This is a genomic window from Biostraticola tofi (genome assembly GCF_004343195.1).
GTDB lineage: Bacteria > Pseudomonadota > Gammaproteobacteria > Enterobacterales > Enterobacteriaceae > Biostraticola > Biostraticola tofi.
The window spans coordinates 59,022-81,737 of the sequence record NZ_SMCR01000007.1 but is presented as its reverse complement, the minus strand read 5'-3'; the positions used below and the strand labels follow the sequence as shown (position 1 = coordinate 81,737).

Below are 22,716 nucleotides of genomic sequence, written 5' to 3'. Positions count from 1 at the left end.
GCCTTATACCGGCATAACCTGTGGTGAAACTTCCGCTCGCATGGCGTGCGGGATGCGAATCGTTAAGGTTATGCCGGTCGCGCTGACGCTATCTAGCGGCATACCCCGAAGCCACGCATTCCGAGATGGAAATGGTTTGCATGAGCAGTGTTATAGTCTGGACCAATCGAATTACCGTAATAGCGACAACTCTGGCTAAAGATTGTCTTGAGATATGCAGTTGGCTGACCCTCCTGCTGCCAGCCTGCCAGCACGGTTACCCGCCGACCATCCGCAAAACGAAACGCCGATAAGTCCAGCGCTTCGGCGCTGGCATGCTCGCTCAACCTTGCCCCTGGCCGGCTATAGATGGTACGGCAGGCATAGCTGCCCAGATGATCTACCCTGGTCAGGGCTGTTCCCAAAACCGCCTGCGCCTGAGGCCTGGCCGACTGGGAAACAAACATGGCGCTGCTGAGCGCCAGCGGACAACTCGCCAAAAAGCTGGAACTGAGCGAAACCGGCCCGAATCCCTGGACCCGCACCGGGCTTGCCAGCGGGCAGGTTCCCTTGGTATCGCCGGGCAGGCTATAAGAGATTCTCCCTGCCTGCCGCGCCTGCGCCAGCACCTCGAGACAGGCCGGAATATCCGCCGACAATTGCCTGAGTTTATAGCGGGTCACAAAAGTCGGTGGATCGTCCACCGACAAGGGGGCCAGTGGATCATAGCCCGGTGGCAGATAGGGTCTCAGCTTGGGAAGCGCTGCCCAGACCAACAATGCCAAAATCACAATACCTGCCAGCCATCTCACTCGTTGCTGTCTCCTGATTCTCATGCATAGTCGGCTAATGGCTCCGACCCTGGGTATCAGTATAGATAGCAAACCCGGCATTTATCACTTGTTTGCCGATTGCCAATGCGTTTAATAATTAATGATCGATAATTTAATCATACTGCCGAAGTGAGGAGAGATCAATATCATTATGTATTGATCAGTATAAAAAGATGTGCCGTAATGGGTAACTTATATTTGAGATATTTTTGCGCAATCCCGCCCTGAACTTTTTGCCAGATAAAGCGCCTTGTCAGCATGGGCGATCATGTGGCGCTTATCTTCATCGGCTGTCGTCGGGATCGCGGCAAATACGCCTGCGCTGATAGTGACCACGCCGCTGGGCAGCTGAGATGATTCATGGGGGATTCGGCGCTGGCGTACCAAGTGGACAATATTCTCTGCAACCGTCAAGGCGGTATGGATATCGGTATCGGGCAAAATAATGGCAAATTCCTCACCGCCGTAGCGGGCCACAACATCATTTTTCCTGCCCGGTAAATGCCGCAGAATATCGCCAACATTTTGCAGGCAGATATCACCCGCCACATGGCCATAACGGTCGTTATAATTTTTGAAGTAATCAACATCCAGTAGAATAAGCGCCAGCGGGCGTTTATGCATAAAGGCCTGTCTGAGGTGCTCATCCAGGGATAGATCAAAAAAGCGTCGGTTGGACAGACCGGTCAAGCCATCAATCATCGCCATCATTTCCAGATTACTGTTCAGTTGCATAAGCTGATTACGTACCTTGACCAATTCATACTGGGTGACCATACCTTCGCGTACCTGTCGAATAATGACATATCCCAGCGCGCAGATAATCATAATAAGCATCAGGCTGCCGATTGCATGCCCGATACTGTCATTTCGCCACTGTTTTATCCGGTCGGCCTTATCGTAACCAGCTGCCACAACCAGGGGGTAACGTTTGAGGCGGGCATAGCCATAAATACGTTCAATACCGTCCAATGCTGAGATAAAAGTGGCTGTGCCGAAGGTCGAATCAGCCAGATAGCGTTTAAACAGTGGGCTTACCGACATATCTTTACCCATCACCCGGTCCATGTAAGGCCTGCCATAGAGAACATGTCCATCCGCGATCAGTAGCGACAGGACATCATTTTGGCTCAAGGAAAAATAACCGTAGTACTGCTTAAAGTAATCTACCGCGACCGTGGCCAGCAGAACCCCTCTGAAGCTGCCATCTGCGTTATTTATTCTTCTCGAAACGGGAATAATGAACTGCCCGGTCGAGCGGCTTTTGACAACGTTATCAATATGCATCTCAACAGTGTCGTGCGTTTGGTGGTATCTAAAATAAGCGCGATCCGAGTTATCGCCGGTGGGGTTTGCTTCACCGCTGCTGGTGGCCAACCATTTACCGGTATTGCCGTAAAAGAAAATACCCAGCACTTGAGGTAAGTTCTCATTTTTGGTCTTCATGATTTCTTGCAGTGGAACGAGGCTGGCGGGGTCATCGCTACTGTTTTCAATACGTTCGGCCAGGTCACGCAGCGTAATGTCAACCTGGAGAAAAGTATCTTCTGCCTGACGTGAAAGCGACAATGCCAGATTAGTGGCATTTTCCTCGGTTTCACGAATATCCCGTTGATAAGACGCCAACATTGACCAGGCGTTGAGCCCAAGGATCGCCAGAACAATGCAGATGATCAACAGCATAATCATCAGTTGCAATGAGGAGTTCACAGCGGGTTCTTTCGCAGGTTCAGGCTGAGATACCATAATGTCGTTGCCGCCATAATCGAAAAATAAAAGTTCACATTCATCTAGTGTAGCCTAGACATATACTTTTTTACTATGAGGCAAACCAGTATCGGAAATGAACAACGGCTGAATATTCTGACTGCTTGAACTGCTGCAAAACCCACCCTTTGACCGTAAAGAACGAGCAGAAACCTTTCAACATAAATTCTTTTACTTCTAACAACTTATATGAGAGTAGATTTAAAAGGCTGACGTTAAAAAGAAAAAGAATAGTTTACCTAAGTGCATAATATCAAAATGCTTATCTCTCAGTCCGAACTCAAAACTGCCCCTTTACTCCCTCACAGGGCCATGTTAGAGTTATCTTGTATTAGATTTTTTCCTTGAGGATATTAGACAAATCACACGGTGTGTGACTGAAAAATAAAAAATTTATGAAAATGAGCAACGGCATCATCCACAAAATCCTGATCAGTCCGCTTTTTCTCCCTACTATTCTTGCCAGCGAGCATCACTGGTGCAGTGAACTTTAGCGCCTCTCTTATGCAAACGGATCGTATAAATATCAACGCTACCCACTGATATTATTTCGAATCCATTATATTTTATATTAAGCAATCCAATTAATTTTTCGCTCAGCTATGTTTATTATTCTCGGCCAAGCGTAATTATATTTCATGCTTAATGTACCTAATTTCGCATAGTGAGAGTTTTTATGATCTATTGGATATATCTGGGGTTTGCCATTCTGGCCGAGATTACCGGCACCTTATCAATGAAACATGCCAGCGTGAGTGGTGGAATGACCGGCCACATTGCCATGTACGTGATGATCACCGTTTCTTATATACTGCTTTCTCTGGCAGTCAAAAAAATAGCACTGGGCGTGGCCTATGCATTATGGGAAGGCATAGGCATTCTTTTTATAACACTTTGCAGCGTTCTATGGTTTGATGAACCTATTTCTTTGCTTAAAATATTAGGTTTAGCTGTCTTGATTGCCGGCATATTGCTGCTAAAAATCAGTGCTTCCAGTGATAAACTCACCTCAGTCCAGGGAGATAAACATGTCGCCGTCTGATCTGTATTCCTATGGATTTCTGGCGCTGGCTATTGTGCTTGAAATAATCGCCAATATATTTCTGAAATTATCTGATGGCTTCAAAAAGCTGACGATGGGCATGCTGTCCCTGGTCGCGGTGCTTGGCGCCTTTAGCGCCCTGGCGCAGGCGGTGAAGGGAATGGACTTGTCTATCGCCTATGCGCTCTGGGGCGGCTTTGGTATAGCGGCGACCATCGCCGCCGGCTGGATCATGTTCAACCAGCGCATCAACGTCCGGGGATGGATCGGGCTCGGTTTGCTGCTGGCCGGCATGGTAATGATCAAACTGGCCTGATACCGCCGCCGGAACGGCCGACTGCGGGTTCATTGATTGCTACCGAGCAGCAAAGTTTTGCCGCTGACCTGCCCGACCGACGGACTAACGCCAAAGAATTGAGAGCGGAGCATGATGCTGTTCGCCCAACGTTTGTGGGTCGCCGGCTCACACATCGCGCCATTATGCTTGAACACCGCTTGGTTGGAGTTCATTATCCTGAGCGCATCCTGATGATCAGTCTGGCTGACCATCAGCGCCTGATGAATCGGGGCTATCTGACAGGGATGTATAGCCGTTTTGCCTACCATGCCATGTTCAATGTCCTGCCGCAGTTCTTTCTCAAGCATCGACGGATTATCGATCAATTCGCACACCGGCGCAGTCAGGGAAAAATTTCTGGCGCCAAACACGCTGACCAGCATCTTAATCACATAGCCCATCGGTCCGTCATACAGCGTCGAGTCTCTGGAGCGGCGCAGCGCCAGGATATTCATCAAATCATTGCCACCGATGCGCAGCGCCAGGATACGATCGCGGCAGGCATGCTCGCTCAAGGCCAGCGCCAGCTCGCGCATCTGGACCACGTCGAATACTTCTTCGGTCTCAAGCGTCGGCATCCAGTACAGGTGGCTGCCGCTGAGGATCCGTTCCCACCGCGCCAGGGAAGCATGGGTAAATTTCGGCAGCACCAGGCCGGCGATACCTTTAAGATTATAATGTTGCGTCAGGTAATCGCCCATATCGGCATCGCGTGGCCGGATAAACACGACCGGCTGGGCCGAATGGTACCCGGCCGAGGCCAGTCGGTCGGTAATCGGATGCAGGTTTCGCAGTGCCAGCGGTACATCAATCTCACTGACTGCATCTTCCAGACAAATCACCAACGAGCGTAAGCCGGGAATTTTATTGTTCAGCACCACATCGACAATATCGTGCCGGGTAGCGGGCATGTAAAGCGTCGCGCCCAGGCTATTGGGTGAAAGTGTATTCATTACAGTACCTTTTTGATAATGGTGACTGCACGATAGGGCCCCAATAGATCGCCCATTTCGGTGATTTCCAGGTTTTTCTGTCCCGCCAAATGGGCCAGCAACGCGACATCAGGATCATCAAGACGCCTGACCAGGATATGATCAGGCACGCGGCGCAAGACGGCGCGGGTAGCCTCGGCAATGCCGGGTTTGATACGATTGCGGCTGCTGATGTCATAGCGTGCGGCCAGCAGACTGACCACCGCTGCACTGGCGGCGAATAATTCAGGTTTGCTCTGCATCGCCCAAAGGGCGGCGGTTGCCTCGCCAGCGCTGAGCATCGCCCGTCGTCGGGCTACGTTATCAACCAGTCGCCGGCTGCAATCATAGCCGCTCAGGTGGTGGCAGATGACGCAGCCATGTAGGTTATCCTCTGACCACAGCGATCTGGACACCAGGCCGGAAACCGGCGCCCCCAAAATGCCGAAGGGAATCAGCCAGTCATCAAGGGAGGCGGCAAGCCAGGCATTGCCGCACGGGTCGGCCAATACCGCCAATCGAGGCTCAGGTCCATAACCCGGTCGGCGGCTCAACGAGCGTTGCAGTTCGCTACCGATAGCGCCTTTTCCGGTCCAGCCATCGACAAACACGATGCCATCCGTACCATGTCGCTGCTCGATATGCGACAACGCAATCGGGTCGATTCCCCGATCGCGAATGATGCTGATACCGTAATGGAATGAAGCCCGGCCCATGTCGCGTAAAGCCTGCTGGAGCATCACGCCCAGCGGAACGCCTGCCCTGACCAGACTGACCAGAATAATCGGCGTATCGCCAAAACGCTCAGCCAGCGCCGCAGCCAGTCCCGCGACTTCCCGCGCTAACCGATCGGCACCCTGCGCCAGCGCCTGCTCGAACAGCGCCAAATGGGCGGCCGAAGGCTCTGGCTCCTGGCTGAGCATGTCTGAATAATGTCTGGCGCCCGACTGTATCAACGTTTCCTTTTCTTCAACCGGCGTCATTTCAAGCTGCACCGGTCGCAGCAGGAATTCAACATCACCGGGCAGATACGTCCCAGAAAATGGCGTAACCACTGTTGTCATTGGCAATCCTTCATGAAAAGAGCGATTGGATACGATTGGCAAACTGACTTTGGGAAGGCATGCCAAACCAGGTGCATAATCTGAGAAAATGGTGATCGCTCAGGCTGTCTCCCAGACCGATGATCGGGAAGACGCCGCGTTCGGCACGAAGCCGCTCCAGCAGGTAAGCCACCGCTTGTCCCTTGTCGATACAAGTGGGCAGCCAGGCAACATTATTGCCATTGCGATGAACATAAAATCCCTCAAGGCTGAATTGCTCTGCGACCTGGTCCGCCACGGCGTAAAGTTCATCCAGCCGGCTGCTGTCCCGATGCTTCATCACCAGATAAATCGGCGTACCGTCATACTCATGGTTGATACGCGCCCAGCCATCGATGTTGCGGCTGGCCAGCAGGCGGGTGATGCCCGATTGCATATCAAGGATACGATGGCTATAGCTGGCCAGCCTGGACAGGACGATATCCTGCCAGCCGGCATCGGCCAGGCCAGCCGGTGTCAGAATCACCGCCCCGTGCGTGGTGACCGCCCACGAGGTGAAATTGATGGTAACGCGGCTGATTTCCTCGGTTCCGCGCGCGGTTACCGGAATCAGATCGGCCTGTTCCAGCAACCAGTCCACCAGCATCGCCTGTTCTTCAGTCATAAAACTGCGACACTGATTCTGTCTGTCCAGCGCGCCTACCCGCCAAGGGATCTGTCCCAGTTCGTCGCGCATTTTGCGTTGGGTCTGAAACAAGGTATCGTCCAGATCGACCAGGAATACCGGCTTAGTCATAGGCAATCACCTCTACCCGTTGAGCAACCGTACGCAACTGGTCCAGGAACGCCGGATCGATCGACGCAGCCGGTGTCTCGCAGCCGATAATGATCCGGTCCCATCGCTGATGAATGACGTTGTAAAGAAAATTAGGAATTCCCAGGCCGTAGTTATCCCTGAATGCCATGATCGACTGTATGGCATGACCCTGGGCGATGGGGGAACGGGTGATTGATGAGAAATAGGCCTCTGCCCCCTGGCGGGCAAGACGTTCTGCCAGCAGGAACGGCAACCAGATGAATTCGCTGCTGCCCAGAATCAGGATCCGCTCGCCCGGCGCAGTGACGAGATCGGCGCCCAGATCGTCCTGCGTATCGGTCATCCCCAGACGGCCCCAGCTCTGGCGCGAGCTGATATTGACACTGCCGGTAGCGGTCACATTGACATCTGGCATTACCGGTATCGGCGCATCCGGCCGGGCCTGCCAGTGCCAGTCGCCAAAAGCCAGCGCGATCGGCTGCACCGGCAGATCAGTACGCGTTGACAAAGCATTATCTGACCAGTCGGTCAGCGTAACGGTAATCACGCGACAAAACTGGTTATGCCCCCTTGCGGCAAGAGCACTGAGCAAGTTGGCGAAGGTATTGCCGGTAGTTGCCTCATCGTCTATCAGCACCAGGGTTTCAGCCCGCTGGAATAATTGGACATTTTCCTCGTCGGCAGGCCAGTAGACCAGATGATCGGTAGCATGGCTGTGACTTTCCTGAAATTCGCACAACAAGCGTCCATTGGCGGCAGGATGACGGGTCGTGGTCAGCAGCACGCTTTCCGTTAACCACTTGCGCGCTTCCTGAAATACGCCGGCCGCCAGGCCGACCGCGGTCTCGGCCATGCCGATAAATACCACCGGTCCGGTGAGATCTGCCGGCAATCGGCAGGCTAAATCAACATATACCGAACGCATCACCGCCGGCCTGACTGGAATATGCCGTCCCAGCACTTTACTGACAAACAGGAAGGATCGCTTCGGGTTGTTACGCTCGGCGATGTCAAATAGTGCATCAAGGTCCCATGCGCCGGCCCGGGGAGTGACAGTCAACGTGCCGGTGGATAATGTTTTCTGGTACATGGCTTCCTTATGGAATAGCTGGAAATTGCAGGCCGGTCACATTTACTGAATCGGAAATGGCACGAACAGTGGCCGGGGAAAAGGCCTGTAGGGCCATAGCTTCCGCCTGGCTCTGGGTAACAAGTGAAAGCTGGCGCAGCGTCAGCAGTCCCGGCAGATTCACTCCGCTGTGGCGGGTGTAACCAATGCCGCCGGAGGGCCGCAGGTTGATTTCAAGCAGCACGGGCTTAGCCCGGCTGTCGTTGCGAGTCTGTACATTCACCAGTCCGTCAGCCTGTAAAATACGGGCACAGTGTCTGGCTAAATCGATAGCCGGCCCCTGATTTTCAAGATACTGGCAACCGTCCTGCTTGCGCCGTCCGACGGCGGCGATGACCCTGCCCTGTTCAACCAGCATATCGACCGAATACTCCGGCCCTGGCAGGTAAGGCATCAGCATCATGGGTGCCGTTAGCGGCGCCTGCTCCAGGATCTGTAAATAGATATTGGGGCTTACTCGACGCTGCTCAGGAGAGCTAAAGCACGCCATCGGTGAACAGTTATCATCAAAGCGCCAGAATCCCATGCCATAAATACCGGTCACCGGTTTGATACAAACCGCAGCGTCGCCGAAAGGTCTGAGCGCCAGTTGACGGCGCAGCTCACCGGCTTCCTCAATAAGGATCGCCGGCACCACCGGCAGTTGATAACCCGCCATCAATTCGGCAAAACGCAGTTTATCGTCCGCCAATTGATGGGTTGCCAGCGATGTGGCGCCGGTAATGACACGTGTCCCGGTTTGCTCAATCTGTCGCCGGTGTTGCTCAAACCACTGGCAATTACGACCCGCAACAATGGCTTTAACCTGAAACTTTGCCACTGTCTCTGTAATTATTTGTAAACGTTGATGATCGGATTCAGGCTCGATAAATCCCCAATCAGCAACAGACAGAATCTCCGGCCTTAACTGGCGATGAGAGGCTAAAACCTGCCCTTTATCACCCACCACCTGCTTTGCCAACTGCAGGATTTCTCGTTGGGACGAAAGTCCTTCCACGAACCAGATACTCGGCTTCATTGTTTCTCACACCTAGCTGACAGAACGGAGGAAACCATCCTTTTTCCATAGATAGCGTCATTACTTTTCATAAATTTCAATAAATTAAACTAAATAAAATGAATGCTTTCCCGTCTCCGCCGTTATAACGGAAATGTGACGAACAACAAACCTTATAAAGCCAATATATCTCCTGTGATAACAACTGGAAACTTAAGTTCCAAATTGCTCACGGGTTATCCGCCGGATCATTTATCACGCCGGCCCGATTCGCGCGACAGCGGACTGGTCAAAAACAACCGAACGACCGGCTGATCTTCGTCACACCGGGCCAAGGAAGGGTTGTACTGTTCTTTACGTTTCGGTTAGGAATTATCTGATTGCGGCGCCTGAACCTGATAAATCAAATCAAATGTTATCAGTTACTTACTCATAAATTACTGCCATTTGAACTAATTAACAGCCTAATTAACAGATCTGTGTTATCAATGATCTGAATACTAGACATTATTGCGGTAAATATGAATAGAAAGTAAAGTATTAAATAGTTTGTTACATCAAACAAGAGGCTAAAAAATGGTTTCGCTGCAAAAGAATCAGACCGTTTCATTGAGCAAAACGTCCGCATCCGCGCTGAGCGTAATTAACATTGGCCTGGGGTGGGATCCGATTAAAAAAAGCGGGTTCTTCGCTGCATTGCGCGGAGGAGGCGGTTCGATTGATTTAGACGCTTCTTGCGTCCTGCTGGATGCCCAGGGCCAGGTAACCGATCAGATTTGGTTTCGGCAGTTGACCTCAAAATGTGGGTCAGTGGTACACCAGGGCGATAACCTGACCGGTGAAGGCGATGGAGATGACGAAGTGATCAATGTCGACCTGACGCGTCTTCCCGCCGCGGTCGAATACATTGCCATTACGGTAAACAGCTTTCGCGGACAAAGCTTCAATGATGTGGACAATGCCTTCTGCCGCGTTGTGAACAATGGCCGGGAAGAACTGGTCAATTATAAGCTGGCCGAACAAGGCTCCCACACCGGTATTCTGATTGCTTCGCTGTCCCGCCAAGGCGGCGAATGGGTATTCAAGGCCCACGGTAAAGCCTGCCGTGGACGTACGGTCGAAGATATGCTGCCTGAAATCAAGGAAGAGGTATTACGCTGATGGAATTGACGCCTGGAGGAAACGCGGCGGTAAGCACCGCCCTGCTGACTGTCCGGATTATTTCCGGGCGTGCCGCTGATATCAGCGCTTTTCGCTTATATGCCAATGGTAAAGTCAATGGCGACAGTGACATGGTTTTTTATGGTCAAAAATACAATGACGACCGCACCGTGGAACTCACCCATGAAGGCACTAATACCACCTTCAATGTAGACCTTATCAAGATGCGCGCCGAGGTGCAGAAAGTGGCTTTTACCCTGTCTTGTGAAGCCGGACAGAACGTGAGCGGCCTGTCTTCACTGAGCATACAGGTTGAACAGACAGGCAATATTTTGCTGCGCGGCCATATTGATATCAGTGGGCGCAATGAAGCGGCGCTGATTCTGGGTGAGCTTTATCGGCGCAATAATGAGTGGAAATTTCGGCTGGTGGCCCAAGGCTTCCAGGGCGGGCTGAAACCACTGGCTGAGCTTTACGGCATCGACGTTGCAGCGGAGGATGTGCCGACGGCGAGCAACGCCACGCCTCCTCCGGCGCCTACGCCGCCACCCGCCCCATCGCCTGTCCCCAGGCCGGTTAATCTCAGCAAGGTCTCCCTGACCAAAGAGAAGCCCAGTATCAGCCTGGAGAAGAAGGACGACTTTGGCAAGATACGCATCAACCTGAACTGGAATCGGGGTACCCAGGCCCAGGGACAGCCCAAAGGCTTATTGGGAGGGATTTTTGGTTCCTCATCCAGCAAAGGGGTTGATTTGGATTTGGGCGCATTTGTCCGCACCCGTGATGGCGGCAAGCACGTTATCCAGGCGTTGGGTAATGCATTTGGCAATTTTGATGACCAACCTTACGTGAAACTGCAGGGTGATGATCGCACCGGCGCCGTCTCCGATGGCGAATGGCTTGATATCAATGGTCGCCGCTGGAAGGACATTGAAGAAGTACTTATTTACGCTTTTATCTACGAAGGGGCGCCTAACTGGGGCAGCACCGACGGTGTAGTCACGCTGCACATACCTGATCAACCGCCGATTGAAACCCGTATGACCGAAGGCGAGCGCGGAATGGGCATGTGCGCTATCGCCCGATTGGTAAATCGCAACGGCGCGATTCAGGTAGAGCGAATTAATCAGTACTTTGCCGGTCATAAAAAAATGGACAACGCATTTAACTGGGGCTTCAACTGGAGCCGCGGCAGCAAAGACTAATTCAACAGGAGTAACTGCAATGTCATTTTTCAATAAAGTAAAAACGGCGTTTGAAGGCGGCAGGACTGAATTGAAAAATCAGGTAGGACGCTTCAAGAACCGTAAGTTCATGGAAGGCACCGTGGCGGTATGCGCAGCCATAGCCATGTCAAGTAACGGAGCCGGCGCGGAAGAAAAGCAGAAGATGATGGCATTTATCAAAAGCTCGCCTGAACTGGGCGTATTCGATACCCATGATGTCATCGATTTCTTTAACAAACTGACCGCCAACTTCGATTTCGATAAAGATATCGGCAAGGGTGAAGCAATGAAATTTATCCTTCGCCTTAAAGATCAACCTGACGCCGCTCAACTGGCGCTGCGTGTCGGGATAGCGGTTGCCAAAAGCGACGGCGATTTTGACAGCGCCGAACAGGCGACCGCCAGGGAGATATGTTTAGCACTGGGCCTTTCGCCCGCAGATTATCAACTTTAAGCAGACTGAAACATGCAATCTTCCCATTTAGGTTTTCCGCTCGAGACCGTCGCCGTGTTCGTGGTGCTGTCGGTTGGTGCCATTTTCATCGATCTATTTATGCATCGGGGCAACAAACCGATTCCGTTCAAGAGCGCAGTTCTTTGGTCTTTATTCTGGATCCTGGTTTCATTGTTGTTCGCAGGCTTTCTCTATATTCATCATGGTGCGGAAACCGCAAGTCTGTTTGTTACCGGTTACGCGCTGGAGAAAGTCCTCTCGGTTGATAACCTGTTCGTGATGATGGCGATTTTTTCCTGGTTCGCCGTTCCGGATGGTTACCGTCACCGCGTCCTATATTGGGGCATTATTGGCGCTATCGTATTCCGCGGCATTTTTGTCGCCATCGGTACCGGCCTGCTGATGCTGGGTCCCTGGGTGGAGCTGCTGTTCGCGGTGATCGTTGGCTGGACGGCGGTGATGATGATCAAAAGCGGCGACGACGACGACGAAATCGAGGATTATTCCCAGCATTTTGCTTACCGACTGGTGAAGCGGTTTTTCCCGATTTGGCCAAAACTGTCCAGCAATACCTTTTTGCTGACGCAAAAAGAAGTGGATGCCGAACTGGTTAAACCCGAAAACAGCGAGCTTAAGAAAAGTTTTACCCAGAAAGCCACCTTTTACGCCACGCCGCTGATGTTGTGCCTGGCGGTGGTTGAGCTGTCGGATGTGATGTTCGCCTTCGATTCAGTGCCAGCAGTCATAGCGGTCAGCCGCGAGCCGCTTATCGTATACAGCGCCATGATGTTTGCCATTCTGGGCCTGCGTACGCTGTATTTCGTGCTGGAAGCCATGAAGCAGTATCTGGTGCATCTGGAAAAGGCGGTTATCGTCCTGCTGTTCTTTATTGCTTTCAAACTGGGGTTAAACGCGACCGCGCATATCTGGCACCATGATTACGCCATATCCGCCACGGCCAGCCTTATCGTTGTTCTGGTGGTTCTGGCGGTCGGCATCGTGGCCAGTTGGTTGTTCCCCGGCAAACCGGACGTTAAAGATTAACCGGCCGGAAATAACTTACGATGTCAATTAATTAGCCAAAAAGAGGATTAAACCATGAGTGTGTCTTTATCAAAAGGCGGCAACGTCTCACTGACTAAAACAGACCCCTCAATGCGTAAAGTGTTGATCGGCCTGGGCTGGGATACCCGCTCCACTGACGGACAAGACTTCGATCTGGACGCATCCGCTTTTATCCTGGCGGCAAACGGCAAAGTACGCAGCGACGCTGACTTTATCTTTTACAACAACCTTCGCTCCGCTGAGGGATCGATTGAACATACCGGCGATAACCGCACCGGCGCCGGTGATGGTGACGATGAGGTGCTAAAAGTCACCTTGGCCCAGGTGCCTGCCGATGTAGACAAAATCGTTTTCACCGTGACCATTCACGATGCCGCCAGCCGTCGTCAGAGCTTTGGCATGGTTTCAGGCGCCTTTATTCGACTGGTAAATGAAGAGTCCGGCGTCGAAGCGGCGCGCTATGATTTGTCAGAAGACGCGTCAACCGAAACCGCCATGATTTTCGGCGAGCTGTATCGCCACAATAATGAATGGAAATTCCGCGCGGTTGGCCAGGGTTATGCTGGCGGCCTGCAGGCCATGTGTGCTCAATTCGGCGTTAACGCCTCCTGAATTCACGGCACATGCTCGTTTTGCGGTCCGTCATGCGACGGACCGATACCCTCATCTCATTAAGGAGTTGAAGATGGCAGTTTCCCTGGTTAAAGGCGGTAATGTATCGCTGACAAAAGAGGCTCCCGGCCTGAAAGTGATTATCGCGGGTCTGGGCTGGGATATGCGGGTCACCGACGGCGCTGCCTTCGATCTGGATGCCTCGGTTTTCATGGTCGGCGATGATGGCAAAGTCCTGTCTGACGCTGCTTTTATTTTCTTCAATAACAAGAAAAGCGAATGCGGTTCGGTCGAGCATCTCGGCGACAACCGCACGGGTGAAGGCGATGGTGACGATGAACAGCTCAAAATAGACCTGACCAACGTCCCCTCCGCCGTCAAGAAACTGGTATTTGCCGTGACGATCCATGAAGCTGAATCACGTAAACAGAATTTTGGCATGACCAGCAACAGCTTTATGCGCGTGGTTAATCACGACAATAATCAGGAGATCGCTCGCTTCGATCTGACTGAAGATGCCAGCACCGAGACCGCGATGATCTTCGGTGAACTTTACCGTAATGGAGAAGAGTGGAAGTTTAAAGCCGTCGGCCAGGGGTTTGCCGGCGGACTGGCGGCCCTGGCTTCCCAGCACGGCGTTAATATCTAATCATTGCCGATTGCCGTTTCTGCCCCGCCTTTTGGCGGGGCGCTTTATTGCCGCGGTTAATTCCCCCGCTTGCCATTTGCTGCCACCTGTTGGTACCGCACGCCAACCACTGATTAAACTCATTCATTTATTTTGACGTCTTATTCGCGAGATAATCGCCACTTCCTAAATGCTTATTAAACAATAGTCGATCTTAGTTATCTAAAAACAGATTGAAAGCCTATAATTCGGGCGCTTTAATTATGCAGTATCTCGTTTGGCGAGGCTCCTATACAAACACAGGTTACTGATCTGACGACGTCGAGAGACGCCCAAGGTTAAGACAGGCTTTATCGGATTAAGGTTCAGCCCAAGTAACTTCTTTAGTGATAAAGATACGTTGTATAGTGCCAAAACCTTGACGCGGAGATAGGCTTTCTGCCTCCATTTTCAGGTTTACGCCCCTATTGAGAACTGTTGCAGTTTACAACAGATTATGGGGACCATCATGCATCATTCAACTCAAGTAGTGAATAACGACCTCTTTATTGGCGAAAAAAACGCTGACGCAACCATCACTTATTATATGGATGAAAACTTCATCTCAATTCCGGGAAATATGTCGGTAGGTGTTGCAAGAGATCATATTCTAAATAATATAGCGGGTGATGAATTACCATCGCAGATATTCATTACCGGCGACAATTCTTTTTTATTTGGCCAACTCTCGGTTAAGAAACTTTTCTCAGAGCCAGATACTGCCCTCGCAGTGTCCGAATTAATGGGGCAACCTTTTTTCTCGGTTTCTCCAGAGCAAGAGCGTCACGAAGTGGCAAACATCCTCATCCGCGGTGGATTCAGCATGGTGCCGGTGGTCACACAGGGCCAACTGGTCGGGGTGCTGAATGAAAAAGACATTGCCCGCCTTATCAAGGATGAAGATACGGAAGATGCCCAGCGCCAAGGGGCAAGCCTGCCGTTGGATGTCGCCTATCTGGCCACCACGCCTTGGCAATTATGGAAAAAGCGTATCACCTGGCTGATGCTGTTATTTGTAGCCGAAGCCTATACCGGTACCGTACTGAAATCTTTCCAAGATCAGCTGGAAGCCGCCATTGCCCTGGCTTTCTTTATTCCATTGTTGATAGGGACCGGCGGAAACAGCGGGACACAGATAACCTCGACGCTGGTGCGTGCCATGGCGCTGGGGGAAGTCAGCCTGCGCAATCTCGGCACGGTGCTGAAAAAAGAGATCCCGACGTCCTTTCTGGTCGCCACAACCATTGGTATGGTTGCCTGGATCCGCGCCTGGTTCCTTGATGTCGGTCCCCAGATTACCCTGGTAGTCTGTTTAAGTCTGGCAGCGATTACCGTATGGAGTGCCATTGTTTCATCAATCATTCCTTTGGTCCTCAGGCGCTTCAAGGTTGACCCGGCAGTTGTTTCAGCCCCGTTTATCGCCACCTTCATTGATGGCACCGGCCTGATAATCTACTTCGAAATAGCCAAACTGGTGATGACCGAGTTGAGATGACCCGAGGCAGTTTGGCAGGACATTATGCCTGCCGACCATGGATAGCCTGCTTGAAAAAAAAGGAATTTCAGCCTGCCGCCAGGTTGAAGTTCCTTTCATTAACACTAAATTCCCCTTTATATGCGGCTTAACCTTGGGTAAAACAGTGTTTATTTACTTAAGTTAGCGTAAGATGCTTGCCTCATTACCCGACGTATAACGTCCTAAAATCAACAATAGGGGTGATAAATGGAAGCTGATTTTTTTTTAATAGAACACGACGGTAAAACTTCAATTCATAAAGCGGAATTCGAGATTGGTAAAATCTCACTGGTACAAAAAATAACCCTGCAGGGAATAGCTCATGGCGCCAAGCTGAATCAGGTTATGCTACCCAAGGATTATGAATCGTTTGTTCACACCAGCGCCAATGGGAGACGTTACCTGGTTGCGGTAGCCGGCCCGCAGTTAAGCAGTGCCGAGATTGACGATCTTATCAGTAACGCTGCTGCCAAACCTCGTCCACTGTCCTAAGCTCCTCCGTTCGACATATTGCTACACCTCATCAACTCGTCGGGAGCGTCCAGCAGCGCAACGTTCCCTGTCGGTGTCTTAGCCTCCTGTCGCCATCAATCATAGCCCTCGGCCAGCTCTGACTGATGCGCTTTTTTTTGCCTCAAGTATCTTCTGTTGCTGCCGATAATGATCCTGCCTTGAGACCTTTTCTCCGGGTGAGGTTCATACAGGCGTCAGATTATGGTTTTCAAGAAAAAAGGGTTGGCAGGGATTGCAGCGACCCTATTGGCCGGCTGCAGTGCAGTGGGTGATTATCACATGGATGCTGGCGCCCGAGAGCGGGCCGATTTACACTTCATTGGCATTCCGGTGCTGGCCGGCGCTATCGGCAGCAGCTTCCCGCTCACTGAACAGTACAGCCTCACTGCCGGTCATGTGGCAAAATTTATGCTGGTACGCGTAAAAGCCTATCACCCGCTGTGTGACGTGGCGATTATCTATCGCGATAATAAAGGCCGGAAATTGCCGCAATTGCAATCGGCCAAGCAGGGCGACGGCATTGCTATCTATGGTTACAACGCCTATACCGCCATGCCGACTTCCTCTACCGGTACCGTGGATGAGTTTGGCTGGTGGGACCAACCCGAGGTCAGTTGCCAGATGGGCCTCAGCAATGCCGGCGGGATCCAGGGCATGAGCGGCGGTCCGGTCTATGGCAAGGACGGCGCAGTGGTCGGCATATTCACAGCGACCCACTCCGCCCGCCAGCAGACGCTTTTTGTCCCCTGGCAGCAGATATCCGCCTGGGTAGAAAAAGAAACGGTAAGCGCTGTCCTCTAAATTACCGGCCCACAGCCTCAGGCGGCCGCTTTGGCCTTGCCCAGCCTGGTGGTCAGTTGCGACAGGCTGGCGCAGAACAGGTAATACACCACACCGGTGAAAATAAAAATCTCTGCCGGGTAGATTTGCTCCCGGTTGTTAACCTGGCCGGCAACCGTGGTCAGTTCCGGGACATTGACGATAAACGCCAGCGATGTATCTTTCAGTAGTGACACCATCAGGCCAATGTAAGAGGGCAGCACGTTACGCATCGCCTGCGGCAGCAGCAGCCATCTGAGAATCTGCCATTCGCTTAGGCCAGACACTACCCCCGCCTCGGTCTGGCCGGGGGGCAGCGCCTGAAGGCCGGCCAGGGTGGCATGCATCACTGCCGCAGATGAAAACCATGCCAGTGCCAGCACTACGGTCATCGGGCCGGGAATGGCGCTGCCAAAAAGCATAGGTAACAGGAAGAACAGCCAGAAAATAACAAAAATCAGCGGAATGCCGCGGATAAATTCAGCCCAGATGATGATGAGCCGTCGCGGCCAGCCGGGGAAACGCCAGGCTAAACCGGCCATCAGCAGACCGCCGATAAATGCCAAAGCCCCCGCACCCACGGCCATCAGCACCGTAAGCAATACACCGCCCGGCTGGCCTTGTGCCGCCCTGCGCCACAGCAGATAGGGCAGATTGTCGATAATTACGCTGAAATCAAGCGTCATCCTTTCGCCTCTCCTGATCATGCAATGCAGCGACCGCTCCCGGAAACAGCGTTTCAGTGGGATTAACGCCACTGGCGGCCAGTCGCGCACGGTGTTGACGTTCAGGTCCGACGGCTAACAGCAGCATACTCATCACCACGCCAATCAGCAGATACACTAGCGTGCCCACCGCATACCCTTCGAGAGCATGGGCGTTATAGCTTTCGATCCGGCTGATTTGATAGGTCAGCTCGGCATAGCTGATGCCGCTCGCCAGCGAAGAAAGTTTCATCAGATTGAGATATTGCCCGACCAGAGGTTGCCAGGCGTTGGTCAGTCCTTGCGGAAGCAAGATCAGTCGGTACAGCGACCAAGAGGAGAACCCCTGAGATAGGGCGGCTTCACGCTGCCCGGCCGGCACTGCGTTCAGCCCGGCCTGGATCTCCTGGATAAAAAATGCGGCGCCAAACAGCCCCAGCCCCCAGGCAGCGGACAGGAACTCCGGTGCCAGCCAGGAGACGTTGACCGGCAGTATCGCCCAGGAATGGACGTCGCCGATATAGAATCGCCATGATTGCGGCAGTCCGGCCCAGGCCGCAAAATACCAGAACAGCAACTGCACCAGCAGCGGCGTATTACGGAATATCGACACATACACCGCCACCAGCCCCCGGCAAAGCCGCCCAGGCACCAGCCGCAGCCCCAGCAGCAGCACGGTCAGGCCGGTCGCCAGCAGACTGCTGACCAAGGTAATATACAAGGTGGCGCTAAAGCCTGAGAGGATCCACTGCCATGGCTGGCCGGTCAGCACACCGGCCCAGTCGGGATGCCAGTCCATTATTCCTCTCCTGGCTGCGCATGCAGCGGGAACAGCACTTTTTGCAGGAAGCGCTGCGCCCGGGGATGCGCGGGGGCGCTGAAAAAGGTTTTCGGGTCCGCCTGTTCCAGAATCACGCCGCCATCCATAAAGACTACCCGGTCGGCAATTTCCCGGGCAAAGCTCATTTCATGGGTTACCACTATCATCGTGATACCGCTTTGCGCCAATTCCTGCATTACCAGCAGTACTTCACCGATCATTTCCGGATCCAGCGCCGAGGTCGGTTCATCAAACAAGATAATGGCCGGGTCGGTAACCAGCGCACGGGCAATCGCCACCCGCTGTTGCTGGCCGCCGGATAACTGGGACGGGAAATGGCCCGCTTTATCCGCCAGCCCAACCCTGGCCAGCAGATTTTCAGCCTTGATCCGAGCTTTATCTGTCGGCATCTGCAGCACATGCACCAGCGCCAGGCTGACATTCTGCAGGGCAGTCAAATGGGCATACAGATTGAACTGCTGAAAGACAAAGCCGATGCGGGTACGCAATTTTCGCAGCGCTTTTCCCTTCAGGCCGGACGTGGGCTGCCCCTCAATGAAGATCTCACCGCTACTCAGGGTTTCCAGTTGATTGATAAGGCGAATAAGGGTCGATTTTCCCGAACCTGAGGGTCCGCAGATAGCCACCACTTCGCCTTTGGCCACGCTGAATTCGACCTGCCGAATAACATGGTGCTGGCCAAAATATTTATCGACCTGACAGAGTTCCACCGCCGCCGGGGCACCAAAATGCGTATCCGCTGACGTGTCAGCGGATTGAGAAGGATAATGCAGGGAATGCATAGTAATGACCTGATTAGCGAGCTTCTATTTTGAATAAACGCGGCTGAGGCGATGTGGTTCCGGGACCGAACCAGGTGTCATAAATCGAGGTTGCCTGGCCGTTTTGTTCAAGCGTCAGCAATTCATCGTTAATCAGTTTCAGCAGTGCGGTTTCGCCTTTCTTAACGCCGACGCCTATCTCTTCCTTGCTCAGCAGCTCAGGCAATACCTTGTATTTATCTTTGTCCGGGGCGCCATCCAGCAGGCCAGCCAGAATAGTGCTGTCCTGAGTGATAGCCTGGACATTGCCGTTACGCAAGGCGGTCAGGGCCTGAGGGATATCATCATAGGAAAGGACCCGTGAGTCCGGGAAGCGGTTATGTAATTCCTGCTCGCCGGTGGTGCCTTTGACCGCGCCGATGCGGGCTTTGCCATAGTCATCCAGTTTATCGGATGACGAGTTTGGTACCAGGAACTGTTGGCCGGTCACAAAATAAGGGATTGAAAAATCAATGACCTTGGCACGTTCCGGGGTGATAGTGATATCAGCAACAATGATATCAGCCTTACCGGACTGCAGCAGTGGAATGCGGTTAGCCGGATTCGTCGCTACCAGCTCCAGTTTGACGCCCAGTTTAGCCGCCAGCGCCTTGGCGAAATCCACATCATAGCCGACAATGGCGTGGGTCTTGGGATCAACCGATCCGAACGGCGGGTTGGAGTCGAAGGTGGCGACTCGCACCACGCCGGCTTTCTGGATATCGGCCAGTTGATCTGCCTGGACGCCGAATGATGCCGCGATGGCCAATGACAACAGGCCGGATGCGGTCAGTTGCCTGGCGTTTAAAAAGGAGGAGGTAGCCATAGGTTTTTCCTTAACATGATAGCGGGGAAAACGGCCGTGGGTTCAATCAACGGCGGTTTAAACACTTATTATGTCTGGAATATTGCACAGCCCTCGGGACGGCACTACTTACAAATTCATCTATTTTAATACGATTAAGACATAAGCGAATCTTATGACATTTCGGCAACCGGACATTAACTCACGTACAGGGATAAAAGCCGCATCTCATGATGCTGCGCCGCAGCGTGTCAACCCTGCGGATTACTCCACGCTGAAGCCCAGCTGGCTGACGCTGCCGCCTTCATCGAGTAACGTGAGCTGGTAGCTACCGGCTGTTGACAGACTATAGCCGAGAGAGCCGGTCGGCGTGGTTTCCCCTATCTGCGTACCGTTGATAAACCACCAACGGGTGCCGCTGCCGCCTTGGGCATGCAGCCGCAGATCAAGGCTTTTCCTGCCTGGCAGCCGTTTAAGCACCATCCCATTGGTCACGCCGAGGATAACCACCGGCGGATAAGACGGCGCTGCCTGTGGCGGACAGGCGACTGACGCCGGCGGCAACCGCTGGGCCCGACGCTCGGCAAATGGCAGCCAGGGATCCAATGGGGTGGGCCACAACAGCAATCGTTCCGATTTGGCAGATGGACAATCAGAGGCCACCCGCTCCCCCTGCTCATTGACCCATAGCGTCAGTGCAGCGCCGCCGGTCGCTTCCTGGCCCGGCGCTGACAGCGTCGGCGGCCAGGTCCCCGACAGGATCCATGCCTGACGACGCTGACGGCAATTGCTATCCCCAGCCGGCAACGGCTGTCCACCCGGCCAACAAATATCGGCCCGGCTGACCTCGGGCGGACGGGGATCCGCCGGTATCATCGCGTGTTGCTGACGCAGGGAAGCCATCAGCAGGTTATTCACCTGATTCATGACCGGCACGGCGGTAGCGAAGCCAAACTGCCCTGCTACCGGTGTGCCGTCCGGGCGGCCGACCCAGACGCCGATCAGATAACGTGGATTCATGCCGATAGACCAGGCATCGCGGTAGCCATAGCTGGTACCGGTTTTCCAAGCCAGCGGCACTGTCGCCGGCAAAACGCCGTCAGGCTGCGGCAGCGCCTGACCGCCCAGGATGCGCCGAATAATCCAGGCAGCCCCGGGTGACATCAGTTGCCGTTCGACCAGCGGCTGGCCTGGCTGAAGAATCAGGCCGGCCACTTTTCCTCGCCGGACAAAGGCGCTGTACCCTTGCACCAGTTGCTCGAGGCTGCTGCCGGTACCGCCGAGTATTAACGCCAGGCTGGGATCGCTACCGGCCGGAAAGCGCAGGTTAATGCCGGCATTGCGCAGATTGGCGGTGAAACTCTTGGGGCCGTAAGCCTCCAGCAGCTGCACTGCCGGCAGATTCAGCGATCGGGTCAACGCCTCGCTGGCGCTGACCGCCCCGTGAAAGCCGGTATCGAAATTACCCGGCCGATAGTCACCGAAACGTCGCGGCACATCCTGCAGCAGAGACTCGGCATGGATGAGGCCGCTGTCCAGCGCCAGACCATATAGAAAGGGTTTCAGCGTCGAGCCCGGCGATCGCTGGGCACTGATCATATCCACATGGCCAAAACGACTATTATCGGTAAAATCTGCCGAGCCCAGATAAGCCTTGACCTCCATCGTAGTGTGATCAACCACCAGCAGACCGAGAGACGTTTTTTCAGGCAGCCGGCTACCCCAGTCCTGGGCCATTTCCTCCAGCCGGCGCTGCAGACCGGCATCTATGGTCGTCGCCACCACCGCACCGGAAGCCGACGTGGCCAGTCGTCGGGTCAGCAGAGGCGCCAGTTGCGGCACCTGTCTTGGCGCCAGCCAGATAGCTTCCTGGCGTATTTCGTCTACTTGCCGTCGTGGCCAGACGTTATATTGCGCCAGCCGTTCAAGCACTTTATCCCTGGCAGCCTGCGCGCGTTCAGGATAGCGATCGGGCCGCAGTCGGCTGGGCGCTTGGGGTAAAACCGCCATCAGCGCCGCCTCGCCGGGCGTTAGCGCTGATGGCGGCTTACCCAGATAGGCCCAGCTGGCGGCGCCGATACCTTGAAGGGTGCCGCCAAAGGGTGCCCGGTTGAGATAGAGCTCAAGGATTTGTGTTTTGGATAAGGTCCACTCCAGCTGCAGCGTCCGCCATACCTGACGCACTTTGCCGCCAAGGGTACGGGGGTGGGGGTCAATCAGTCTGGCGACCTGCATCGACAGCGTGCTACCGCCTGACACCACTTTGCCGTAGCGCAGGTCCTGCCAAGCGGCCCGGACCAGCGAAAGCGGATTGATGCCCGGATGATGCCAAAACCAGCGATCTTCATAGGTTAACAGCGCGTCAAGGTAATAAGGCGATACCTCGGCGACAGTGACCGGGTAGCGCCAGACACCCTCGCTGTCGGCAAAGCGCCACAGCGGCGTGCCGTCCCTGGCGGTCACTACCCGGGCATTGACCACCTCGCCCAACGGCAGCGGAAACAACCTGTTGGCCGCCGACAATAAGAGCGGCGGCAGCAGGATAATCATTGCCAGCCAAGCATGACGTCGCCGGGGCCGAGGGTCTATCGGCAATCTCCGGCCCCCTTATTTCTCTC

At 53.6% G+C, this 22,716-nt stretch carries 23 protein-coding genes and 1 riboswitch; of the genes, 11 read left to right on the top strand and 12 right to left on the bottom strand.

The genetic code is table 11. The annotated features are described in order from the left end of the window. Positions 1–92: 92 nt before the first annotated feature. Both EDC52_RS14385 and EDC52_RS14380 read right to left on the bottom strand, forming a co-directional pair. The gene (locus EDC52_RS14385; RefSeq protein WP_230468064.1) at positions 93–791 is read right to left on the bottom strand and encodes an extensin-like domain-containing protein; all 699 of its coding nucleotides are present in this window, start codon (positions 789–791) and stop codon (positions 93–95) included. A 213-nt stretch (positions 792–1,004) separates the two neighbouring features. Continuing rightward, positions 1,005–2,522, bottom strand: a complete 1,518-nt coding sequence (locus EDC52_RS14380) for a sensor domain-containing diguanylate cyclase (protein ID WP_165911724.1) — start codon at positions 2,520–2,522, stop codon at positions 1,005–1,007. A 733-nt stretch (positions 2,523–3,255) separates the two neighbouring features. Between EDC52_RS14380 and mdtJ the strand changes: the two genes are divergently transcribed. Together mdtJ and mdtI are read left to right on the top strand one after the other, a co-directional pair. Next, positions 3,256–3,621 (top strand): multidrug/spermidine efflux SMR transporter subunit MdtJ, encoded by a 366-nt coding sequence (gene mdtJ, locus EDC52_RS14375; RefSeq protein WP_131866057.1) that lies wholly within the window; start codon positions 3,256–3,258, stop codon positions 3,619–3,621. After that, complete coding sequence (mdtI, locus tag EDC52_RS14370; protein ID WP_131866055.1) at positions 3,608–3,937, top strand: multidrug/spermidine efflux SMR transporter subunit MdtI; 330 nt, start codon at positions 3,608–3,610, stop codon at positions 3,935–3,937. Before mdtJ ends, mdtI begins: the two co-directional genes overlap by 14 nt. 29 nt (positions 3,938–3,966) lie before the next feature. Here the strand turns inward: mdtI and EDC52_RS14365 are convergent, their stop codons facing one another. The 5 genes from EDC52_RS14365 to EDC52_RS14345 are packed head-to-tail and all read right to left on the bottom strand — an operon-like array spanning position 3,967 to position 8,936. Continuing rightward, entirely contained in the window at positions 3,967–4,911 is a 945-nt protein-coding gene (locus EDC52_RS14365) for an HpcH/HpaI aldolase/citrate lyase family protein (protein WP_131866053.1), read from the bottom strand. Then, a complete protein-coding gene (locus EDC52_RS14360) occupies positions 4,911–5,993 on the bottom strand; it encodes a cysteine protease StiP family protein (RefSeq protein WP_131866051.1) in 1,083 nt (360 codons plus the stop codon). The genes EDC52_RS14365 and EDC52_RS14360 overlap by 1 nt, the downstream gene beginning before the upstream one ends. Before the next feature lie 10 nt (positions 5,994–6,003). Continuing rightward, positions 6,004–6,768 carry a hypothetical protein gene (locus EDC52_RS14355; protein ID WP_131866049.1) on the bottom strand — a complete coding sequence of 255 codons (765 nt, stop codon included), beginning with the start codon at positions 6,766–6,768 and terminating at the stop codon, positions 6,004–6,006. Then, positions 6,761–7,879: a phosphoribosyltransferase domain-containing protein gene (locus EDC52_RS14350; protein WP_131866047.1), complete on the bottom strand. Its 1,119-nt coding sequence runs from the start codon at positions 7,877–7,879 to the stop codon at positions 6,761–6,763. Before EDC52_RS14350 ends, EDC52_RS14355 begins: the two co-directional genes overlap by 8 nt. A 7-nt stretch (positions 7,880–7,886) precedes the next feature. Beyond that, entirely contained in the window at positions 7,887–8,936 is a 1,050-nt protein-coding gene (locus EDC52_RS14345; protein ID WP_131866046.1) for an ATP-grasp domain-containing protein, read from the bottom strand. Between the two features lie 555 nt (positions 8,937–9,491). On the opposite strand from EDC52_RS14345, the gene EDC52_RS14340 reads away from it, so the two are divergent. From EDC52_RS14340 to EDC52_RS14300, 9 genes are all read left to right on the top strand, one after another. Then, entirely contained in the window at positions 9,492–10,076 is a 585-nt protein-coding gene (locus tag EDC52_RS14340) for a TerD family protein (RefSeq protein ID WP_131866044.1), read from the top strand. Next, the gene (locus tag EDC52_RS14335; protein ID WP_131866042.1) at positions 10,076–11,281 is read left to right on the top strand and encodes a TerD family protein; all 1,206 of its coding nucleotides are present in this window, start codon (positions 10,076–10,078) and stop codon (positions 11,279–11,281) included. Before EDC52_RS14340 ends, EDC52_RS14335 begins: the two co-directional genes overlap by 1 nt. Before the next feature lie 19 nt (positions 11,282–11,300). Continuing rightward, positions 11,301–11,756: a tellurite resistance TerB family protein gene (locus tag EDC52_RS14330; protein ID WP_131866040.1), complete on the top strand. Its 456-nt coding sequence runs from the start codon at positions 11,301–11,303 to the stop codon at positions 11,754–11,756. 12 nt (positions 11,757–11,768) lie between these two features. Beyond that, positions 11,769–12,800, top strand: coding sequence for a TerC/Alx family metal homeostasis membrane protein (locus EDC52_RS14325; RefSeq protein WP_131866038.1), 1,032 nt, complete (start codon positions 11,769–11,771; stop codon positions 12,798–12,800). 54 nt (positions 12,801–12,854) lie between these two features. After that, complete coding sequence (locus tag EDC52_RS14320; protein WP_131866036.1) at positions 12,855–13,433, top strand: TerD family protein; 579 nt, start codon at positions 12,855–12,857, stop codon at positions 13,431–13,433. A gap of 73 nt (positions 13,434–13,506) precedes the next feature. After that, positions 13,507–14,082 (top strand): TerD family protein, encoded by a 576-nt coding sequence (locus EDC52_RS14315; RefSeq protein WP_131866034.1) that lies wholly within the window; start codon positions 13,507–13,509, stop codon positions 14,080–14,082. A 244-nt stretch (positions 14,083–14,326) separates the two neighbouring features. Continuing rightward, a riboswitch (M-box (ykoK) riboswitch) is annotated at positions 14,327–14,497 on the top strand. A gap of 72 nt (positions 14,498–14,569) precedes the next feature. After that, positions 14,570–15,595: a magnesium transporter gene (locus EDC52_RS14310; RefSeq protein WP_131866032.1), complete on the top strand. Its 1,026-nt coding sequence runs from the start codon at positions 14,570–14,572 to the stop codon at positions 15,593–15,595. Between the two features lie 228 nt (positions 15,596–15,823). Further along, the gene (locus EDC52_RS14305; RefSeq protein ID WP_131866030.1) at positions 15,824–16,108 is read left to right on the top strand and encodes a hypothetical protein; all 285 of its coding nucleotides are present in this window, start codon (positions 15,824–15,826) and stop codon (positions 16,106–16,108) included. A gap of 222 nt (positions 16,109–16,330) precedes the next feature. Continuing rightward, a complete protein-coding gene (locus EDC52_RS14300) occupies positions 16,331–16,930 on the top strand; it encodes a trypsin-like peptidase domain-containing protein (RefSeq protein WP_131866028.1) in 600 nt (199 codons plus the stop codon). Positions 16,931–16,947: 17 nt separating this feature from the next. On the opposite strand, the gene EDC52_RS14295 is transcribed toward EDC52_RS14300, so the two are convergent. The 5 genes from EDC52_RS14295 to pbpC all read right to left on the bottom strand — a co-directional run bounded on the left by EDC52_RS14295 (position 16,948) and on the right by pbpC (position 22,693). After that, complete coding sequence (locus tag EDC52_RS14295; RefSeq protein WP_131866026.1) at positions 16,948–17,634, bottom strand: amino acid ABC transporter permease; 687 nt, start codon at positions 17,632–17,634, stop codon at positions 16,948–16,950. Then, positions 17,624–18,451, bottom strand: a complete 828-nt coding sequence (locus EDC52_RS14290; protein WP_131866024.1) for an amino acid ABC transporter permease — start codon at positions 18,449–18,451, stop codon at positions 17,624–17,626. The genes EDC52_RS14295 and EDC52_RS14290 overlap by 11 nt, the downstream gene beginning before the upstream one ends. Continuing rightward, positions 18,451–19,275 (bottom strand): amino acid ABC transporter ATP-binding protein, encoded by an 825-nt coding sequence (locus EDC52_RS14285; protein WP_131866022.1) that lies wholly within the window; start codon positions 19,273–19,275, stop codon positions 18,451–18,453. The genes EDC52_RS14290 and EDC52_RS14285 overlap by 1 nt, the downstream gene beginning before the upstream one ends. A 13-nt stretch (positions 19,276–19,288) precedes the next feature. Next, positions 19,289–20,119 (bottom strand): ABC transporter substrate-binding protein, encoded by an 831-nt coding sequence (locus tag EDC52_RS14280; RefSeq protein WP_131866020.1) that lies wholly within the window; start codon positions 20,117–20,119, stop codon positions 19,289–19,291. A 243-nt stretch (positions 20,120–20,362) separates the two neighbouring features. Continuing rightward, on the bottom strand, positions 20,363–22,693 hold the full coding sequence (pbpC, locus tag EDC52_RS14275) for a peptidoglycan glycosyltransferase PbpC (RefSeq protein ID WP_268990368.1): 2,331 nt from the start codon (positions 22,691–22,693) through the stop codon (positions 20,363–20,365). Positions 22,694–22,716: the final 23 nt, after the last annotated feature.

Excerpts from the sequence above, each read along its gene's own strand:
- mdtJ (WP_131866057.1), top strand. The coding sequence starts at position 3,256 with ATGATCTATTGGATATATCTGGGGTTTGCCATTCTGGCCGAGATTACC.
- mdtI (WP_131866055.1), top strand. The coding sequence starts at position 3,608 with ATGTCGCCGTCTGATCTGTATTCCTATGGATTTCTGGCGCTGGCTATT.
- EDC52_RS14365 (WP_131866053.1), bottom strand. The coding sequence starts at position 4,911 with ATGAATACACTTTCACCCAATAGCCTGGGCGCGACGCTTTACATGCCC.
- EDC52_RS14360 (WP_131866051.1), bottom strand. The coding sequence starts at position 5,993 with ATGACAACAGTGGTTACGCCATTTTCTGGGACGTATCTGCCCGGTGAT.
- EDC52_RS14355 (WP_131866049.1), bottom strand. The coding sequence starts at position 6,768 with ATGACTAAGCCGGTATTCCTGGTCGATCTGGACGATACCTTGTTTCAG.
- EDC52_RS14350 (WP_131866047.1), bottom strand. The coding sequence starts at position 7,879 with ATGTACCAGAAAACATTATCCACCGGCACGTTGACTGTCACTCCCCGG.
- EDC52_RS14345 (WP_131866046.1), bottom strand. The coding sequence starts at position 8,936 with ATGAAGCCGAGTATCTGGTTCGTGGAAGGACTTTCGTCCCAACGAGAA.
- EDC52_RS14340 (WP_131866044.1), top strand. The coding sequence starts at position 9,492 with ATGGTTTCGCTGCAAAAGAATCAGACCGTTTCATTGAGCAAAACGTCC.
- EDC52_RS14335 (WP_131866042.1), top strand. The coding sequence starts at position 10,076 with ATGGAATTGACGCCTGGAGGAAACGCGGCGGTAAGCACCGCCCTGCTG.
- EDC52_RS14330 (WP_131866040.1), top strand. The coding sequence starts at position 11,301 with ATGTCATTTTTCAATAAAGTAAAAACGGCGTTTGAAGGCGGCAGGACT.
- EDC52_RS14325 (WP_131866038.1), top strand. The coding sequence starts at position 11,769 with ATGCAATCTTCCCATTTAGGTTTTCCGCTCGAGACCGTCGCCGTGTTC.
- EDC52_RS14320 (WP_131866036.1), top strand. The coding sequence starts at position 12,855 with ATGAGTGTGTCTTTATCAAAAGGCGGCAACGTCTCACTGACTAAAACA.
- EDC52_RS14315 (WP_131866034.1), top strand. The coding sequence starts at position 13,507 with ATGGCAGTTTCCCTGGTTAAAGGCGGTAATGTATCGCTGACAAAAGAG.
- EDC52_RS14310 (WP_131866032.1), top strand. The coding sequence starts at position 14,570 with ATGCATCATTCAACTCAAGTAGTGAATAACGACCTCTTTATTGGCGAA.
- EDC52_RS14305 (WP_131866030.1), top strand. The coding sequence starts at position 15,824 with ATGGAAGCTGATTTTTTTTTAATAGAACACGACGGTAAAACTTCAATT.
- EDC52_RS14300 (WP_131866028.1), top strand. The coding sequence starts at position 16,331 with ATGGTTTTCAAGAAAAAAGGGTTGGCAGGGATTGCAGCGACCCTATTG.
- EDC52_RS14295 (WP_131866026.1), bottom strand. The coding sequence starts at position 17,634 with ATGACGCTTGATTTCAGCGTAATTATCGACAATCTGCCCTATCTGCTG.
- EDC52_RS14290 (WP_131866024.1), bottom strand. The coding sequence starts at position 18,451 with ATGGACTGGCATCCCGACTGGGCCGGTGTGCTGACCGGCCAGCCATGG.
- EDC52_RS14285 (WP_131866022.1), bottom strand. The coding sequence starts at position 19,275 with ATGCATTCCCTGCATTATCCTTCTCAATCCGCTGACACGTCAGCGGAT.
- EDC52_RS14280 (WP_131866020.1), bottom strand. The coding sequence starts at position 20,119 with ATGGCTACCTCCTCCTTTTTAAACGCCAGGCAACTGACCGCATCCGGC.